The 18,630-nt window shown below is 62.8% G+C and carries 14 protein-coding genes and 1 tRNA gene; 6 read left to right on the forward strand and 9 right to left on the reverse strand.

All coding sequences use genetic code 11. The features are described from left to right. Positions 1–204: 204 nt before the first annotated feature. The gene (locus BM118_RS06105; RefSeq protein ID WP_027571757.1) at positions 205–444 is read right to left on the reverse strand and encodes a hypothetical protein; all 240 of its coding nucleotides are present in this window, start codon (positions 442–444) and stop codon (positions 205–207) included. A gap of 399 nt (positions 445–843) precedes the next feature. Between BM118_RS06105 and BM118_RS06110 the strand changes: the two genes are divergently transcribed. From BM118_RS06110 to BM118_RS06120, 3 genes are all read left to right on the forward strand, one after another. Then, the gene (locus BM118_RS06110) at positions 844–2,016 is read left to right on the forward strand and encodes an efflux RND transporter periplasmic adaptor subunit (protein WP_177234049.1); all 1,173 of its coding nucleotides are present in this window, start codon (positions 844–846) and stop codon (positions 2,014–2,016) included. After that, positions 2,013–5,159, forward strand: a complete 3,147-nt coding sequence (locus tag BM118_RS06115; RefSeq protein ID WP_092183144.1) for a multidrug efflux RND transporter permease subunit — start codon at positions 2,013–2,015, stop codon at positions 5,157–5,159. Before BM118_RS06110 ends, BM118_RS06115 begins: the two co-directional genes overlap by 4 nt. Positions 5,160–5,223: 64 nt before the next feature. Then, positions 5,224–5,790 (forward strand): invasion associated locus B family protein, encoded by a 567-nt coding sequence (locus tag BM118_RS06120; RefSeq protein ID WP_177234050.1) that lies wholly within the window; start codon positions 5,224–5,226, stop codon positions 5,788–5,790. 245 nt (positions 5,791–6,035) lie between these two features. On the opposite strand, the gene BM118_RS06125 is transcribed toward BM118_RS06120, so the two are convergent. The 6 genes from BM118_RS06125 to BM118_RS06150 form a co-directional block, all read right to left on the reverse strand. Beyond that, on the reverse strand, positions 6,036–6,392 hold the full coding sequence (locus BM118_RS06125; protein WP_177234051.1) for a DUF1428 domain-containing protein: 357 nt from the start codon (positions 6,390–6,392) through the stop codon (positions 6,036–6,038). 400 nt (positions 6,393–6,792) lie between these two features. Further along, a complete protein-coding gene (locus BM118_RS06130) occupies positions 6,793–7,647 on the reverse strand; it encodes a hypothetical protein (RefSeq protein WP_143099424.1) in 855 nt (284 codons plus the stop codon). 271 nt (positions 7,648–7,918) lie between these two features. After that, positions 7,919–7,992: transfer RNA gene (locus tag BM118_RS06135), tRNA-Gln, on the reverse strand. A 170-nt stretch (positions 7,993–8,162) separates the two neighbouring features. Continuing rightward, positions 8,163–8,858 carry a hypothetical protein gene (locus BM118_RS06140; RefSeq protein ID WP_092183150.1) on the reverse strand — a complete coding sequence of 232 codons (696 nt, stop codon included), beginning with the start codon at positions 8,856–8,858 and terminating at the stop codon, positions 8,163–8,165. Next, positions 8,855–10,942: a hypothetical protein gene (locus BM118_RS06145; protein ID WP_143099425.1), complete on the reverse strand. Its 2,088-nt coding sequence runs from the start codon at positions 10,940–10,942 to the stop codon at positions 8,855–8,857. The genes BM118_RS06140 and BM118_RS06145 overlap by 4 nt, the downstream gene beginning before the upstream one ends. Before the next feature lie 419 nt (positions 10,943–11,361). Then, positions 11,362–11,700, reverse strand: coding sequence for a hypothetical protein (locus BM118_RS06150; RefSeq protein WP_244550060.1), 339 nt, complete (start codon positions 11,698–11,700; stop codon positions 11,362–11,364). Between the two features lie 641 nt (positions 11,701–12,341). Here BM118_RS06150 and BM118_RS06155 point away from each other — a divergent pair. From BM118_RS06155 to BM118_RS06165, 3 genes are read left to right on the forward strand one after another with little or no spacing between them, the layout of a single operon-like run. Beyond that, the gene (locus tag BM118_RS06155) at positions 12,342–14,375 is read left to right on the forward strand and encodes a BTAD domain-containing putative transcriptional regulator (RefSeq protein WP_177234052.1); all 2,034 of its coding nucleotides are present in this window, start codon (positions 12,342–12,344) and stop codon (positions 14,373–14,375) included. Positions 14,376–14,410: 35 nt separating this feature from the next. Then, the gene (locus BM118_RS06160; protein WP_143099426.1) at positions 14,411–15,382 is read left to right on the forward strand and encodes a phosphatase PAP2 family protein; all 972 of its coding nucleotides are present in this window, start codon (positions 14,411–14,413) and stop codon (positions 15,380–15,382) included. After that, entirely contained in the window at positions 15,369–16,373 is a 1,005-nt protein-coding gene (locus tag BM118_RS06165) for a G1 family glutamic endopeptidase (RefSeq protein WP_092183159.1), read from the forward strand. The genes BM118_RS06160 and BM118_RS06165 overlap by 14 nt, the downstream gene beginning before the upstream one ends. Positions 16,374–16,467: 94 nt before the next feature. Here the strand turns inward: BM118_RS06165 and BM118_RS06170 are convergent, their stop codons facing one another. Further along, on the reverse strand, positions 16,468–17,439 hold the full coding sequence (locus BM118_RS06170) for a Bug family tripartite tricarboxylate transporter substrate binding protein (RefSeq protein ID WP_092183161.1): 972 nt from the start codon (positions 17,437–17,439) through the stop codon (positions 16,468–16,470). Between the two features lie 57 nt (positions 17,440–17,496). Beyond that, on the reverse strand, positions 17,497–18,627 hold the full coding sequence (locus tag BM118_RS06175; RefSeq protein ID WP_244550061.1) for an iron-containing alcohol dehydrogenase: 1,131 nt from the start codon (positions 18,625–18,627) through the stop codon (positions 17,497–17,499). Positions 18,628–18,630 lie beyond the last annotated feature (3 nt).

Genomic DNA, 18,630 nt, shown 5'->3' on the forward strand with positions numbered 1-18,630 from the left:
CCGCTCATTCACTTCGATGAGCGATTAGGCTGTTGGTATCGGCGGCAAAATAGTGGGTCAATGCGGGCCAGCCGCGAGAACCCTTGAATAAGTCCAGATCAAAACGATTCTAATCTACAGTTTCAAACGGTTCTAAAGAGAGATTGGAGTCGTTCTAAAACGAGCGCGAAAAAAGCCGCGAAATCAGCGATCGCGCTCGCAGCGTCAATCACTGCTCGGCGGCTTCATCAGCGAGAACAATTCGTCGACAGTCTTCTGCGCGACGGCGCGCACGCGATCGGTGCTGTCCATGCCGGCGATATTGACGCCATTGACCACTGCCTTGATCTCGTCGCGGAAGTCGGTGAGGAAGCGCAAGGGATCGCGTTGCTCGTTGGCGACGCGGGCGATCAATCCCGTGATCAGAATCTGACACGCGATCAGCTTGCCGTTCAATTCGTCCATCCTGCGCTCCCGTTGTGGCGGGCCGATATGAACGATGCTGATTTTCCTGACAACCGAAACGCCGTCCGCGCGATTTAGAACCGTTCTCGGAAAGCGCACGTCCCGCCGCTCCCGGCCGGACTCTGCGCCAGCCTTGCACCCAACTCGCCGCGCCCGCCCACACCGGCTGCGAGCATTGCCTCTTTTTTGCACGCTGATCGCTCTCGCCGGGAAAATGCAGCACTGCACACCGACGCGCCAGAGGGTTGCCTAATTGGTGCAAAGCTTTCCAATTGTTTAGGATTCTCAACCGATAGTGCTGTTTACACTGGAACTTGGCGTGTATTATACAAACGCCTTGGAACCCAATGATTGCCCCATAATTCGTAGCTGAGGGCACAAGAGCCGACACGAGCCGATATGAAAAAAACACGGCCGATCCTGTGGATTCTGATCATCGCGGCCGTGGCCTCCGCGGGTTACTATGGTTGGCAGAAATTCGGCTCGTCGGATCCCGGAAAAACCCAGACGGCACAAAAAGGTCCGCCCCGCGCGCCCGCCGTTCCCGTGAGCGTTGCGCCGGTCCAGAAGGTCGACTTCCCGGTCTACCTGACCGGTCTCGGCACGGTTCAGGGTTTCAACACCGTCCAGGTCCGGCCCCGGGTTGACGGCCAGATCGACAAGATCGCCTTCACCGAAGGCCAGATCGCCAAAGAGGGCGAGCTGCTGGTCTCGATCGATCCCCGCCCCTATCAAGCCGCGCTCGACCAGGCCAAGGCCAAGAAGGCGCAGGACGAGGCGAATCTGGCGAACGCCAATCTCGAGCTCCAGCGCGCCATGAAGCTCGGTGAATTCGCCACCGTGCAGCGGGTCGACACCCAGCGCTCCACCGTCGCCCAGCTCACCGCCCAGATCGCCGCCGACGACGCCGCGATCTCCAATGCGCAGACCCAGCTCGACTACACCCAGATCAAGGCGCCGATCACCGGCGTCGCCGGCCTGCGCCAGGTCGACGTCGGCAACATCGTCAATGCCTCGACGCAGACCGGCATCGTCACGATCTCGCAGGTGGAGCCGATCTCCGTGATCTTCACGGCGCCGGAAGACCAGCTCGCCTATATCAGCGAGGGCCAGAAGGCCGGGGCACTCAGGGTGATCGCGTTCACCACCGACGGCAAGAAGACGCTGGCCGAGGGCAAGCTCGCCGTCATCAACAACCAGGTCGACACGACCAGCGGGACTATCCGGCTCAAGGCGGTGTTCGACAACAAGGACCACACGCTGTGGCCGGGACAGTCGGTCTCGACGCGGCTTCTGGTGCGGACGCTGAAGAATGCGACCGTGGTTCCGGATGACGCGGTTCAGCATTCGACCAACGGTCTCTACGCCTATACCGTCAATCAGGACAACAAGGCCGAAGTGCACAAGATCAAGGTCAGCTACGCGATCGACGGACGTTCGGTCGTCGACGAAGGCCTCACGCCCGGGCAGCAGGTGATCACCGGCGGTCAATTCAAGGTGCAGCCCGGAAGCCTCGTCTCGACGGCGGTGGCGAGTTCGGACCCGGCTCAGAACAAGGTACGACAGGAATGACCGAAGGCGGGATTTCGGCACCCTTCATCCGTTATCCCATCGGCACCTCGCTGCTGATGGCCGGCATCCTCTTTGTCGGTCTCGTCGCCTATCCCCTGCTCCCGGTCGCGCCGCTGCCGCAGGTCGACTTCCCGACCATCCAGATCACCGCCAACCTGCCGGGCGGCAGCCCCGAGACCATGGCCTCGTCGGTGGCCCAGCCGCTGGAACGCCAGTTCGCCCAGATCCCCGGCATCGCCCAGATGACCTCGACGAGCTATCTGGGCACCGCGTCGATCACCATCCAGTTCGACCTCAACCGCAATATCGACGGCGCGGCCAATGACGTGCAGGGCGCCATCAACGCCGCCAGTGGCCAACTGCCGAAGAACCTGCCCTCGCCGCCGACCTATCGCAAGGTCAACCCGGCCGATGCGCCGATCCTGCTGCTGTCCGCAACATCGGACACGCTGCCCCTGACCAGCGTCAGCGACGCCGTCGACGCCCAGCTCGCCCAGCAGATCAGCCAGCTCTCCGGCGTCGCGCAGGTGTTCATCGGCGGCCAGCAGAAGCCGTCCATCCGCATTCAGATCGACCCCGCGAAACTCGTCGCCAAGGGCCTGTCGATGGAGGACGTGCGCAGCCAGATCGCGATCACCACGGTCGACAGCCCCAAGGGCAACATCGACGGCGACAAGCGCGCCTACACGATCTACGCCAACGACCAGCTGACCCAGTCCAAGGACTGGAACGACGTCATCATCGCCTATCGCAACGGCGGTCCGTTGCGGATCCGCGACATCGGCCAGGCGGTCAGCGGCGCTGAAGATGCCAAGCAGGCAGCCTGGGCCAACGGCAAGCGCGGCGTGTTCCTGGTGATCTTCAAGCAGCCAGGCGCCAACGTCATCGAGACCGTGGACCGGATCAAGGCGACCTTGCCTCGCCTCGTGGCGGCGATCCCGCCCGCGATCAAGATCGAGCTCATCAGCGACCGCACCACGACCATCCGCGCCGCAGTCGAGGACGTCCAGTTCACACTGCTGCTGACCATCGCCCTCGTGGTCATGGTCATATTCATCTTCCTGCGCAGCTTCTGGGCGACCGTCATTCCCACCATCACGGTTCCGCTGGCGCTGCTGGGCGCGTGCGCCCTGATGTGGGTCGTCGGCTATTCGCTCGACAATCTGTCGCTGATGGCACTCACGATCGCGGTCGGATTCGTCGTCGACGACGCCATCGTGATGCTGGAGAACATCACCCGCTACATCGAGGAAGGCGAATCGCCGATGGCGGCCGCCTTCAAGGGCTCCAAGGAAATCGGCTTCACCATCGTCTCGATCAGCATCTCGCTGGTCGCCGTGCTGATCCCGCTGCTGCTGATGGGCGGCATCATCGGGCGCCTGTTCCGCGAATTCGCCGTCGTGCTGGCGATGACCATCTTCGTCTCGATGTTCGTGTCGCTGACGCTGACGCCGATGATGGCCTCGCGCTTCCTGCGCGCCCATGGCGAGGTGACCCACGGCAAGTTCTACCAGTGGAGCGAGCGCGCCTTTGACGGGATGCTGCGGGGCTACGAATACATCCTCGATCATGCCCTGGCCTGGCGCCGCACCACGCTCACGATCTTCTTCGCCACGCTTGGCCTGTCGATCTACCTGTTCGTCCTGATCCCGAAGGGCTTCTTCCCGCAACAGGACGTCGGCCTGATTACGGCGACCTCGGAAGCGTCCCAGGACATCTCGTTCAAGGAGATGCAGCGCCGCCAGGTCGAGCTCGGCAAGATCGTGATGGAGGATCCCGACGTCGCCACGATCGCGATGAACATCGGCGGCAGCGGCCGCGCCGGCAACAACGGCAACCTGTTCATCACGCTGAAGCCGCGCAACGAGCGCGAGGCCTCCGCGCAGCAGATCATCGCGCGGCTGCGTCCCAAGCTGGAGAAGGTGTCCGGCGCCCGCCTCTACATGCAGGCGGCCCAGGACGTCCGGCTCGGCGGCCGGCCGACGCGCACGCAGTTCGAGTTCACCCTGCAGGACGCCGATCTTGCCGAGCTCAACGACTGGGCGCCGAAGATCCTCGCCAAGATGCAGACGCTGCCGGAGCTGCGCGACGTCGCGACCGACCAGCAGACGCAGGGCACCACGGTTCAGCTCAAGATCAACCGCGACACCGCCTCGCGCTACGGCATCCAGCCACAGCTGATCGACGACACGCTGTATGACGCCTTCGGACAGCGACAGGTCACGCAGTATTTCACCCAGCTCAACACCTACAAGGTGATCCTCGAGATCCTGCCGGAGATGCAGGGCGATCTCGACAGCCTGAACAAGCTCTATCTGAAATCGCCGCTCACGGGCGACCAGGTGCCGCTGTCGACCTTCGCGACCTGGACCACCGATCCGGTCCGTCCGCTCTCGATCAGCCACCAGGGCCAGTTCCCGGCGATCACGATCAGCTTCAACCTCGCCCAGGGCGTCGCACTCGGCCAGGCCACCGAGGCCGTGCAAAAGGCGATGGCCGATCTCGGCGCGCCACCGACGCTGAATTCGAGCTTCCAGGGCACCGCGCAGGCGTTCCAGCAGTCGCTCGGCACCGTGCCGCTGCTGATCCTCGCCGCCCTCGTCGTGGTCTATCTGATCCTCGGCATCCTCTACGAGAGCTACATCCATCCGATCACGATCCTGTCGACCCTGCCCTCGGCCGGCGTCGGGGCGCTCCTGATCCTGATGGCGTCCGGCTTCGACTTCAGCCTCATTGCATTGATCGGAATCATTCTCCTGATCGGCATCGTGAAGAAGAACGGCATCATGATGGTCGACTTCGCCATCGCCGCCGAGCGCGACGAGCACAAGACACCGGCGGAATCGATCCGCCAGGCCGCATTGCTGCGCTTCCGCCCGATCATGATGACGACGATGGCGGCGCTGCTCGGCGGCGTGCCGCTGATGCTCGGCCACGGCACCGGCGCCGAGATTCGCCAGCCGCTCGGCTACGCCATGGTCGGCGGGCTGATCGTCAGCCAGGCGCTGACGCTGTTCACCACCCCGGTGGTCTATCTCTATCTCGACGAGCTCAACAACTGGTTCTCGGGCTGGGGCCGTTCGGATGACGGCGAAGGCCACGAGACGCCCGCGCACGGCACCGTCAAGCAAGCCGCCGAGTAAGCTTGCGCCGCGGCTCTCGCGACGCTACAGCGAGGCTTCCGGTTCACGCCAACGCAGTCTTGCCATGCCCATGCAATCCAGACTTGTCGCCCTCGCTGCCGCTCTCCTGTTGTCGACCGGTGCCGCGTATGCCCAGCAGAGCGCCAAGAAGAACGCTGCTCCCGCTGCCCCGGCGGCACAGCCCTCGCCCGCGCCGACGCAGCCACAGGCCGACGGCGCGCAGCAGGCCGGCTGGGTCGTGCGCTGCACCAGCGTCAGCCGCGATGCGCCGCTCGAATGCGCGATGGAGCAGAACGCGGTGCTGACCAAGACCGGCCAGACCATCGTCCTGATCAACATCCGCATCGCGCCCGACACCCGCACGCCGGTGGCGCTGCTGCAATTGCCGCTGGGCCTCAACCTTCCGATCGGCGCCAAGCTCCAGGTCGACGAGGGCAAGACCGTCGACCTCCAGATCCAGACCTGCGAGAACCGCGGCTGCTACGCCTCGACGCCGATCGCAGCGGACCTGCTTGCGGCCTTGCGGTCGGGCAAGCAGTTGAAGGTCTCCTTCCAGAACATGGCCAAGGAGACGATCGCGATCCCGATGCCGCTGGGCGATTTCGCGGCCGCCTACGACAAGATCAAGTAACGGGCTTCTTCGTTACTGCCGCGCCATCTGCACGTTGCCGACGGCATGATCCAGGCGCGACGTATCATGGAGCGGCGTCGCGCCGAGCAGCGATGAGGCCGGGCGCAAGCGGCGTTCTATCTGGCGTGGTTCAGCGCAAGCCCGGGTGAGCGAAGCGATACCCGGGATCGCGGCAGCAGCATTCCCGGATGGCGCTTCGCTCATGCGGGCGACGGGTATCCCTCGCTCTGCTCTGCCCGGCTCAATCAGACATCGCTCGCCCTCAGCAGCGTTGTGAAGCCGCCATAGATCATGCGCTTGCCGTCGAACGGCATGCCGTCCAATTTCAGCCGAGGGTCCGCCATCACCTTCTTGTTGACGGCGTCGCGCGTCTCCCGATCCCGATAGACGATCCAGGAGAACACGACGAGCTCATCCTCCTTCGCCATCACCGCGCGCGGAAACGATGTCAGCTCGCCATAGGGAACGTCGTCGCCGATGCATTCGACATAATCGAGCGCGCCGTGCTCCATCCAGACCGCGCAGGCCATTTTCGCCAGCGCCTTGTAGGCCTCGATCTTGTCCTTCGGCACGGCCAGCACGAAACCATCGACATAGGGCATCACGGATCTCCTTGGGTTGTGTGCCCCAAGGACGATGGAGCGTGCGGCGATCCGACCCCGCAGATGCGCTTTCAGATGAGGCAAACCGTCGCGAGCGTCGGCGCGGCGAGCCGGGCTCCGCAAATGGAGCGGCCCCTGAGCAGATCAATCAATGGGAAGAGCGCCCGCGGGAGCTTAACGCAATGGATTCGCGTGGTTCAGGGGTGAACCAACCACCGCTGCCGCCTGCGCGATTTCCAGGTCCAAATTGAGCGAACGACTTTCAGCGGTACGTCACCGCGTCGGGCGCCAACACGTGGTCTGCTCGCGCGGGGAAGCACGGCGACATCGTGTTGGCCGTGAGCTACGGCATCTGGTGGGCTACGTCGGGACCGCGGGTATTCCAAGAGGGGCTGCGGATTTAGGAGTTCATATGCTTGTCTATTGTGACGAGCCAGCGCACGAAACCGGATCCGGCGCTAATTATTTCGATTGCAAGATCCAGAGGCGGCTGAGACGGTTCCTCGACGCCCTGTTCATGACGATAGTTGTGGCAAGCATCTACCCAGTCAGCAAATGAATTGACCATTTTGCTCGCTGCTCTCTGAGCAACAGGATCGGATGCATAGAGCGATTGTGCAGACGTTTGCAGACTCTTCGAGGCGTCGGCGGCTGTGAGTCTTGCAGCCTTGGGGAACATCAGTTTGTAAATGCACTCGGCAGCGCCGAACACGCCTCTGATGCCTTCTTTTCCATCTGGGTTCGCCTTGGAAAGAGCTGCCATACCCTTCTCAAATTCGGCGCGCGCGTTTGCGTACCGAGGTGCTCCGAGCGCAGCTATAGCAGCAGTGGTGTTGGCTGCGAACTCGACATCGACTTTGAAGTGCACACCCGCAGCGTCATCGATCGCGTAAGACAGAGATTCTTCTTGGAATACGCGACGGCATGTTTGCAAAAAGGCTTCATTCAACGTTGCATGGTACATCGGCCCTCTGCGCTTAGCCGTCAAAAACCGGCAGATCAACGTAATCGCATCTAGGAAATCCGACGTTCCGTAATTTGCAAGAGTCGTTGACCAGTCGACGCTGCTATACCCGTAGGTCACGTCGATACCCAGTTCGGAAACGAGAAACGAACCGCCCCCCTCGCAGTCCTTATGATGGGACGCCAGGAATGTGGCTATCCGTTTACGCGCGCGTTGACTGTCTTGCAGAAGGTCGTCTCGGCGCAAATACACGTGGGAGAATCGTTGGCCGAGCGGTTTGGTGTTGGACATGCAGTGACCTCACCCTGGCCCAGGTGAGCCAGCTGGCGTCCGCGAATCAATTGGTCAGAAGATTGCCTCAACGAGCGCTCGCACAGCGTGTATCTGTGCCGCTTATCCACACATGTAATCGTGTCGCGCCACGTGTCGCGCCGAGCCGCCACGAGTGGACTTGAATCTTTGACTTCGTACATGATTTTGGCGCGACAGGCGCAACACATGACCGCTCGGAATCGATCGACCGCGAATGTAATTAACCCAACAATTTTAGACATTTAATGCGTGGCTGGGGAACCTGGATTCGAACCAAGACAAACAGAGTCAGAGTCTGTTGTGCTACCGTTACACCATTCCCCAACGGAATAGTCGAACAAATTCAATGACTTGATGACTTGTCCGACTGCGGCCGGAAGCGCGTTTGGCGCAAATCACGGCTCAGGCGTGGCAGCGTTCTACCCGCTCGGCTCCGGGCTGGCAAGCGCGGCGGTGCACGGGGCTGTTGACGCGTCAAAGGGATCGGCCTGGCTCTACGCCGGGGCCGCGTTGTCGATCTGATCGGCGGACCGATCGGCTTCCGGATACAGGAAATGAAGCTTGCGAACGACCGGCCTGCCGGTAACCCGGGTGACCAGCTCGGGGCGGTGCGCGTAGAGCAGTTTCAGCGGGTCGGGAATTTCCGGCGCCGGCGGACGCTCCCACACCTCGTTGCAGAACCCCAGCACCTCCGTGCAGTAGACACTCATGCAGACTTCCGACAGGAGATAATCCCGCTCGTGCTCGCGCTCCCGGTCGGGTTCGCTGCCCGCGCCAAACCGCTTGACCCGACGATCGATGAACTCCTCGATGGCCCGGGCAAGAAACGCGTCTGCCGACACCGCTTGCCGCAGCTGCGCTGCGAATTCGCCGAATTCGGCCGCCTCCCCGACTTCGTCCCAATAAGCAACGCGACCACTCGCGCCGGCGCCGACCTTGCGGGCAATCCGCTCGATGAGGCTGGAGACCTGCTCGGCCTCCCTTCTCGCCTTGCTGATCGCCGAATTGACGGTGAAGTAGCGCCCCGTGATCAGGCGATCGAGCACCAGGAGCCGGTCGGCGACGATGATCAGGTACTCGCGAGACGGCGCGATGTATTTCGCAAAGAGTGCCGTCACGCCGGCCTCTGTGCGATATTTGGTGTGGGGATAGAGACAAACCGGCACGAAATATCGACCTTGCAGAGTCATGTCCGTATCTCCTCGGCTGCAGATCCCACGGCGACGGCAGTCTTCAGGCCCGGCTGCACGCCTGCGGGGGCCCGTCCCTCGCGCCGCCGCTTCGAAGGCACGCGATTGTCATTGCTGCGCTCATCGACCCGGGCGTCGAAGACCGGCTTCTTCTTGGCAAAGAACTGGCCGAGATAGCCTTCGTAGATGACGGCGTCACCGCACCGGCGGATCAGGCCGAACTCTCCGACCTTGCAATAACATTCCCCGGAGCTCGCGCTCCATCTCACGGCCATGCCTTCAGGAAAGAGTTGCCATCGGCCCCGGCAACCCGCGGCCGTCATATTCTGCTCCGCCCTGTTGGCGGCAAACAGGGACGCCTCGCCGCCCTCATCCAGGACGATGGAGAACTCAGGACGACCTTGCCGCGTGATCAGCTCGACAAGCTTTCCTGCAGCGGCAGGCAGCCGACCGCGCGTGATATAGCGCTCCGCGACCTGGGCGATGACACACAGGACAAACGCCAGCAAACCGATCTGGGCTGCGATGAAAGCGCTCGTGTAGATACCGGTCCAATACACGTCGTCGGTGAGATCCATTTTCTTGTCTTGCGCAAACGCGGCCAGCCTCAAGGGGATACTCAACCGGCTGGTCAGAAAGCCGATCAAGGTCATGATCAGCGCACCCAGCACGGCTCGGACCGCCGTGCTGCGCCAAAATCCGTCTTCGGTAAGCCGCCCGTCGCTCAGCACGATGACGATGGCGGCCATGACCGTTGCGAGCGGAAACCACGGAAGCGATCCAACGATCTCTTCTCCCGCCGTGCCAGGCTTGGCGGTTATGACCGCGATGATCGACATCGTGAAACTGCCGAGAATGGTCCCCACCATGATCGGCGTGACATAGCGAAGCAAAGGTCTTTCACGGTTCAGATCATTGAGATCGAACCATTCGCGTCGCGTAATTCTCGCATTACGAACCGCCAGCGCACCAAAAATCGCCATGAAATAGAACAATGCCGCCAGCCACGTCCATGCATAAAGCCCAAGAGTGCCCGTCGGGATACGAAGTCCTTCGAGCCAGGCGCGGTCGACCTTGTGCTCGACGAGCTCGCTGAATGCCTGGGCTGAATAGCCGGTCAAGATCGACAACATCGCAACCGAGATGAACGACAGGCCGGCAAGTGGGCCGACGACGCTCTTCGCCCCCTTGCGAGACTCCTCAGAGAAGGAGAAACCTAGCTTCGTCACGACATCCAGGCTGTCAGCCTCGTTCTTGACGGTGGAATGAACGCCGCACGCGACGAACGTGTACAGCCGGTCGCGGAGATCGCGAACTTCGCTGAGCGTTCCGGGGTCGGTGGGGCTGTTGCCTTTCAGGCACTCGCCGACGTGCTCGCGCACGAGCTCGACGAGCGCGATATGCTTTGCAGCGATGCTGTCGAGCTCATCCCTGTAGTAAGCAAAGAAGATCGGATCGATCCCGACGCCGTCCCGCCTTCGTTCCGACAGAGCGGCGAGCACGCCTCCGACGCAGTACCAAATGTGGAGAATCTCGTCGTCTTCCCTCAGCTTGTTGAGGTCGCCGGTCAGCGCGTTCCCCGCGCCGGGCTGCCCCACGAGCTTTTTGGTCTGGCACTGATAAACGCCTGGCTCGAAAGTGAACTGCGAACTGCGCATTTGCGCAACGGTTCGACGGACGCAATCGGGGATGCGCGCGACAGAATGCAGGAAGCCGCGAATTCGCCTCTCCAGCTCCTTGAGGCCCGGCACGTTCTGAAGCGTGACCAGCGCCAGGGCAACCGCCAGCGGCAGCCCGTCGATCGTCTTTGACAGATCGCCACCCGCACCGATGTTGGCAACCTTGTTGAAGAGCTCCGGCACGAGCGAAAAAGCCATGTACATGACGATCATCGCACCGACATAGGCCCACTTGGCGCGGGCATACCGGCCGTAGGAGGTGGAGAACCGGGGCTTGTAGCGGGAGAAGTACTCGGACTGGCTGTCGCAACTCGGTTCGTCGAACCGAGACCACGAATACATCCCGACCATGACGGCGCCGAAGGCGAACGCGATCATCCATTTTCCAGCGCTATCGAGCATCATGGCGCGTACTCCTGTTTCAGGCCACGCTTGTCCGGCTCGCCGTAGCGAAGCCATCGTTCAACCGCCGCTCGGGCCGCGGCGACGGTCAACTCGGCACGTCAGCAATCACCGGGTATTGGAGCACGAGCCTTCACATCGATGCTGACCTCGCGCGGTGAGCCGAGCGTGAATCGACCGTCAACGCTTCATCCCCGCCATCAACGATGCTTCAAGCACAGCGCGGTTCGAGGCTCGCGATGTCGGCATCGCGTTCGCCGGCAATTGCCCATCTCGACAGCTTGAATGGCGACATGTCAGACTCGCTGATGCGATCGACCGGCATGATCAACGATCGAAGCGTTTGCCGCTCCGGGGGCGGCCATGTCGACGGCTCGCCGGAGCACCAGGAGCGTGCCGCGCTCACGCCCTGTCCGGAAGCCTCAGCTGCGGCCCACCTGCTCAAGGCCGCCGATGCGGACGACGATCTCACCCTTGCCGTTCGCGATCATCACCTGGCCGTATTCGTCCTGCGGCGGGCTCTCCTCGTAGCGGAGCGGGATCGTGGTGATCTCGTCCGGCGCTTCATCGCCCGGCTCCTGCGCTTTCACGTCGAGGATCAGGATCTTCGGGTTGATGCCCTGCGGCGAGCGCTTGGTCAGCCGGGCCTGCCAGCCATTGCCCGGCACCCGCACGTCACCGATCATGATCAGCTTGGGCGGCGCACCCGGCGCGCGGTCAATCCAGGCCTTGAAGGTGTGTCTTAGCAGGACAGTCATCATACATCCCTCCCTTGCCAAGTTCTGCGATCTTCCGGCAGTGGACGAAGCGTAGACCGACGATGCGAAGCGGATCGTGAATGGCCCGTGAAATGGGATGCCGCGCTCAAAACGCGGCCGACCAGGCCCGTGCTTGCCTGATTACTGCGCAGTGTCGGCATACCCCGATACAGACAGCGCCGGTGCCGGTCGCAGGGACCTCTCCCGGCCCTCCCCCAATAACCCGATCCATTTGGACCCGTCGGTCCGAGGACCGCCGTCGAGCGCGCGGGCATCCAGCCGCGGAAACGGCGAGTTCGGCGATCGATACACGTCGGCGTACCCGTTCCTGACCGGCGCGCATAGCCGGCGCAGGCGACGGAATCTCACATTCACGATCGTTTCACGCCCATCGGCTCGAAGTGAGGCGCCGCTTCATTCCGCCCGTAGGTCGCATTTCGATCGCTCAGCAACCCTTGACCATCTGACAACCCAAGATGTACCATTCATCAATTATATCAGATCCGGCGGGCTGCATTCCTGAGCTCACCTATTATTGGCTTCGCGGACCGCGCGAACCGATCGTCTGTACTCCGCCAAGTCTAGCCTCCCGGGACCTGCCTTCGTGCACTGTCGTCGACGACGTCGACGGGGGATGGGACGAGATGTCGGGAGTCGACGGCGATAAGGTGGTTGGCGAGGGCGAGACCCGTCGCCTGACACTGAAGATCATCGGAGCATTTTCAGCATCCGTGGACGGAAAAGAGGTCGGGCTCGGCCGAAAGGCGCAAGCGCTTCTCGGCTACATGATGCTCTCCTCGGCACGCCAGTTACCCAGGACCAAACTGGTCGGGTTGCTCTGGAGCGAGAAGGAAGACCCCCTCGCAAAGGGTTCGCTGCGTCAATCGCTGAGTCAGATCCAGCGCGAGCTGAAGACGCTCGGCTGGACGCATTTCCATGCAGACCAGATGCACGTGGCGCTCGATATCGAACACGTGGCGTGTGACGTGATGGATATCATCTCGGATGCCGAGCGCGGCATTGTCCATCCGCTCCTGCTCGCGCGCGAACGCCTGACCGACGATATCCTCGACGACCTGGAAGGCGTCGATCCCGCATTTTCGGAATGGCTTGCGGAGACGCGACCGCTGATTCACGAACGGCTGATCGACGCATTGACGCGGCTGCTGCCTGACGAGGCCGACACGGTCGTCACGGCCACCGCGGAGGCCGCAGCAAAGGCGATCTGCCGATTGGATTCCGAGAACGAGCGCGCCGTTCGCGTTCTTATCAAGAGCCACCTCGCGACTGGAAGTATCGGCGCCGCGCTCGCGATCTACGCGCGGCTCTGGCGCCAGCTCGAAGACACCTACGACATCGAGCCGCACAAGCTCACACAGGACTTGATTTCCGGCCTGCGGCAGCAGCAGCCCGAGATCGTCGTAAGGCCGGCTCCGTCCTCCGTAGCGGCGCCCGCGGTCGGTCTGGCCGGGCTCGCCGTCAGCCGACCGTCGGTCGCCGTTCTCCCCTTTCGCGCACTGACACCGTCTCTCGAGCCTCAATTCACGATCGGCATCGTCGACAGCGTCGTCCAGGCCCTGTCGAGCCTGAAGGAGCTGTTCGTCATCTCCCGCGGCTCGACGATGATCCCGATGTCGCAGACACCGGACCTGCGCGCAATCGGCCGCGACCTCAATGCGCAATATCTGCTTCATGGAAGCATTCAGCGCGCCGGCGACCAGATCCGGATATCCACCGAACTCGTTGCCGCCGAGACCGTCGAAGTGGTTCGCGTCGACCGTCTCAGCGGAACCGCAGCCGACGTCTTCGACCTGCAGGATCGCATCGCCGTCGAGGTGATCCGCTCGCTCGCACCGCAAGTCCGTGATCGGGAGCTTCATCGCGCAATGCAAAAGAGGCCTGACGATCTCGACGCCTATCAGCTGGCCCTGGTCGGCTACGATCAGATGTTCAGCCCGGACTACACGACGTTCGTGACGGCGCGAACCAATTTCGAACGGGCACATGTTCTCAGCCCGGATTGGGCCCCGCCCCTGTCGTACAGCGCGATCTGGCACATGCAACGCGTGGCGCGCGGATGGTCCGCGAATGCACTGAACGAGCGCGACACCGCGCGGGCGCTTGCCGAACGAGCGCTGGAGCGCAACTCGGCCGATCCGCTCGCCAATGCCGTCGGCGGCTACACGCTGTCCCAGTGCAAGCATGATCACGTCGGCGCGCTCAAGCAGCTTGACCGTTCGATCGAGCTCACGCCGAACCTGGCGCTCGCATTCGCATACCGTGCTGCCGTGCATGTTCGCTGCGAAAACTACCAGGACGCACTCTTCGATGCGGCCATCAATCTGCGCCTGTCGCCGCGAGATCGGCACGCGTGGTTTGCGGAGATGATCTCCGCCCAGGCGCACTTTGCCATGGGCGACCTTAACGCAGCCATCGAGCATGCGACGCGGGTCGCAACACTCCTCCCCAACAATCAGGTGAACCTGCGCGTTCTCGTCGCGGCACTGGTCGAGAGCGGGCGCCTTGACGATGCGCAGAATTTTGCGCGGCCACTCGTGACCGCCGGTGAGCTCGACCTGACGTGGGTCGCGACGTCGCCTTGGCCGAAGCCGCCCCTGGCGCGCATCGAAGCAGCGCTCTCACACCTGGCGTCGATGCTTCGGCACGGAGACACCTAAGGCAACACCAATAGGTCTTAACAGAGGAGGCACATATGGCGGGCGGATACGGAGGGTATGGCGGTTATGGCGGCTACGGAGGGTATGGCGGATACGGGGGGTATGGCGGGTATGGAGGATACGGCGGCGCCGGTGGATCGGGCGGCGCCATGTTCGCCGACCGCGTCGATCGCCCGCTCGTAAGCGAACGCGACATCAAGGGCGCCAGGTTCGATGCCACCGGCTTTGGCATGAGGCTCTGGTCGACCCGGTGGTACGCATGGGTCGTGATGTCGGATCTTGCCAGTCAGGCGGATTGGCTCAAAAGGCTCGGTGGATTTTCCCTGCTCGGCAAGGGTCCAACCCCATGGGACGCGGACCTCGAGGACGACATCAGCATATTGAGAAACATGGCAGTCAATGAACGGGCGACCGCCATTGACGAAATCGTAACCGAGGCTGACGAGTTCATCAGCAAATTCCTGCATCTCGTGTCCGCGACGGCGACGACACACCCGGCGACGTCGCGCATGCTGATCGTCGCTGACGCGCTGACGGCGCTGATTTCGATGCACTACAAGGCGCATTTCAATCGCCCCCGCCCGACGCAGGTGGTCCCCGGATTCATGTCTCCGATCCAGCACGGCGGACATGCGTCCTTCCCGAGCGGTCACGCCACTCAATCCCATGTCTTCGCGGCGCTGCTTACCGAGGTCATGCCGCAAACGCTCGGTATTGCCGCTCCCGCCCCGGGCGTCGCGGGTCGAACAACGATCGGAAAGACGCTTGGCGCCCTTGCCGACAGGATCTCGCGGAACCGTGAAATCGCCGGCCTTCACTATCCATCCGATACAAGGGCGGGAGTGAAACTCGCAGCAGCAATCACCGACAAGATTCTCCTGGACAGGACATACCTGCCGAAGTTTACGACGCTCGTCGACAACGCCAAGGCCGAGTGGAAGGACACCGGCGTCTTCGAAGGAAAAGGCACCGGCATCTCCGCAGGAGGGAAAGATGCTGGAGAATGATCGCTGCGGCCTGTACGAAGTCGTACCTGCGGACCTCGATCTGCTCGAGGCGTCGCCCGCCACGCTCGATCGCTACGGCATTCCGCAAAAGCCGGATGCCGTCACCGAGCCGGAACTGTTCGAATTCTGGACAGAGCTCGTTTCGTCACCTTTTACGGCGAAGCAGCCGACCTTCGCCGACATCGATCCGCCGTCGGCCGGAGGCGCGCTTCAATCGATGCTGAATTGGTCGGGCGCGCTCATTTCCACACCCTGGCCTCAGCAGATCGTCTTCGCGGCAGCCGGATGGAACGTGCCGGACGTGCGTCGGCCATCCGCGTCGGCCTTGGACACGCACGCCGACGATCCAAAATCGTTGTTGTGGGTGGGTCTCGACGGCCGCAACGGCGCACTACCGAATATTTCCCTACCTCAGATCGGCACCGGCCACTGGCCCAATCGCGAACCCAAGCACTTTGCGTGGTGGGATTGGTGGCACAACACGTCGTCGGTTGAAGCGACCACGAAGTCACCGGCGCCCCCGAAGCCACAAGCGATCACGTTGATCGACAACCTCTCGATCGAGACGGGCGATAGAATACTCGCCGGTCTCGCAGTTCAGGTCAGCGGAGACATTCTGTATTTCATCAAGAACCAGAGCACCGGCGAGTTCCGTTCGTTTCTCGCTCCACCGCCGCCTGGCGAGATCGAACCGCTCGGATCATCCGTGGAATGGGTGATGGAGCGGCCGACAGATCCGGACAGCCGCGATCTGTTCCCGCTTCCGGACTATGATCCCGTCAATTTCAGGTACTGCGTGGCCCGGGCTGCGGATGGAGCGATCGGATCAGGCCGTATGATGACGCTCGAAGACAACGCGCTCATGATCGAGATGCGGGAGACTTTCGCCAATCCCGAGCGTACCGTCATAGTGTCACGCCCGGAGCTGCGGCAGGAGACTCCAGACGGCCCGATCGGCGTCACATGCACTTTCCAGGACCCCATGACATGAGCGAATGTAGCGCGTCTCAGGCCGGATCGCGCCGAAGCGGCCAAGTCGTGATCCGGCCCATCGCGGGTGTCAAAAGACCAGCAACACCACGCCCCTACTCCAGCTTGATGTTCGCGGCCTCGATCACCTTCTTCCAGCGCTCGGTCTCGGAGGCGATGTAGGCCCTGAATGGCTCCGAATCCACCGCCACGGCGGCCGCACCGAGCTCGGCCATCTTCTGCACCGTCTCCGGCTGCTGCATGAAGGCGCGGATCTCGGCGGAGAGTTTTTCGACGATCGGCTTCGGCGTGCCCGCAGGGACGAAGAAACCGTGCCAGGCGACCGCCTCGAAGCCGGGCAGGAATTCGGCGACGGCCGGGACTTCCGGATCGAACGCGGCACGCTTGGGCGTTGCGGTCGCAAGCATCGCGAGCTGGCCGGTCTTCACCTGCGGCAGCAGCAGCGGCACGTTGTCGAAGGCGAGGTCGATCTGGCCGCTGAGCAGATCCGTCAGCATCTGGCTCGACCCCTTGTAAGGCACGTGCACCATCTTGGTGCCGGTCATCTGCTGAAACAGCTCGCCGGCGAGATGCTGCGAGGTGCCGACGCCGGCCGAGCCGAACGAGATCTTGTCCGGATTCGCCTTCAGATAGGCGATCAGCTCCGGCACGGTGCGCGCCTTGATCTTGTTGGGGTTCACGACGAGAACGTTGGGCACGACGCTGATCTGGGCGACCGGCACCAGATCCTTGTCCGGCTGGTAGCTGAGCTTCGGCCCATAGAGCGAGGGGTTGATGGCGAGCGCCGACGTGCTGGCAAGGCCGAGCGTGATGCCGTCAGGCGCCGATTTCGCCAGCCGCGTCACGCCGAGGATCGAGCCGGCGCCGCCGACATTCTCGACCACGAAGGGCTTGCCGAGCTTGACCTGCAAATGGTTGGAGACCATGCGTGCAAAAATGTCAGCGGTGCCGCCGGCGGCGAAGGGAACGATCACCGTCACCTGCTTGGACGGATAGCCGTCCTGCGCCTTCGCCGGCGACGTCGCCAGCAGCATCACCGAGGCAAGAACAAGCCACATCGATCTCATCGAAGTTTCCTCTGTTTTACTGTGTTGTTGATTGGCTGCCGCGCGCGGCGGAACTGGCTAGAACGCGACCTCGTACATGTTCAGGATCGCATCCCGGCCGAGATCGCGCGGGTTGTTGTCGAGCAGGCGGCGAATGGCGTGCGCCTCGTCGGCCATCACGCCGAGATCATTCCTGGGCACGCCGAGCGCGGACAGCCGCATCTCGATACCGAGATTCTTGCAGAACTCATAAGTTGCGTCGAACGCGCGTTTCGCATCGCCCTGCTCCGGCAGTCCAAGCGCCCGGAGCACCGCGACCGTCTTCGCCTCGACCGCCGGCATGTTGAAGGCCAGCGTGTGCGGGAAGATCACCGCGCAGGCGAGCCCGTGCGCGATATGATGGCGCGTGCCAAGCGGATAGGCCACCGCATGACCGGCGGTGGTGTTCACCGGCCCAAGGCAATAGCCGCCATAGAGCGAAGCCAGGGCAAGGCCGGCGCGCGCCTCGCGGTCGCCGCCGTCGGCCACCGCGCGCTTGAGATAGCGCCCGACCAGCCGCGCACCCTCGAGCGCATAGAGGTCGATCGTCGGATGCGCCTTGCGGCTGGTATAAGCCTCGACGCAATGCGCGAGCGCATCGACGCCGGTGGCCGCAGTGACCTCCTTCGGCACGGTCATCGTCAGGTCCGGATCGACGATGGCGATGTCGGCGAGCATGAAGCGGCTCTGCACTGCCTGCTTGTTCTGGCTGACGGGATCGGTGACGAGCGCACGGGTGCCGGCCTCGCTGCCGGTGCCCGACGTGGTCGGGATCTGCATCAGCGCCACGCTGCGGCCGGCCACCTTCTCTGGCCCGACGATGTCGGCAAAGGCCACGTCGCTCGTGCAGAGCACCGCAACCAGCTTGGCGAGATCCATCGCGCTCCCGCCACCGAAGCCGACGACGAGATCGGGCTTGGCCTCGCGCGCCAACGCCACGGCCTTCTCGAGATTGGGCAGGTCCGGCTCGGGCTTGACCTCGCCGAACACCTTCACCGCACCCGGCAGCGCCAGCATGTCGATGCGGCGCGCATTGAACGGATCGGAAATCACCAGCGGCCGCTTGGCGCCGATCCGCTCGGCAAAGCGCGCCGCAGCCGTGATCGTGCCGTTGCCGAACTCCAGAATAGTGGGACGAAGGATTTCGATCGGTGTGAAAGCGTTGGTCATCGT

This window comes from Bradyrhizobium sp. cf659, assembly GCF_900113725.1.
Classification (GTDB): Bacteria; Pseudomonadota; Alphaproteobacteria; order Rhizobiales; family Xanthobacteraceae; genus Bradyrhizobium.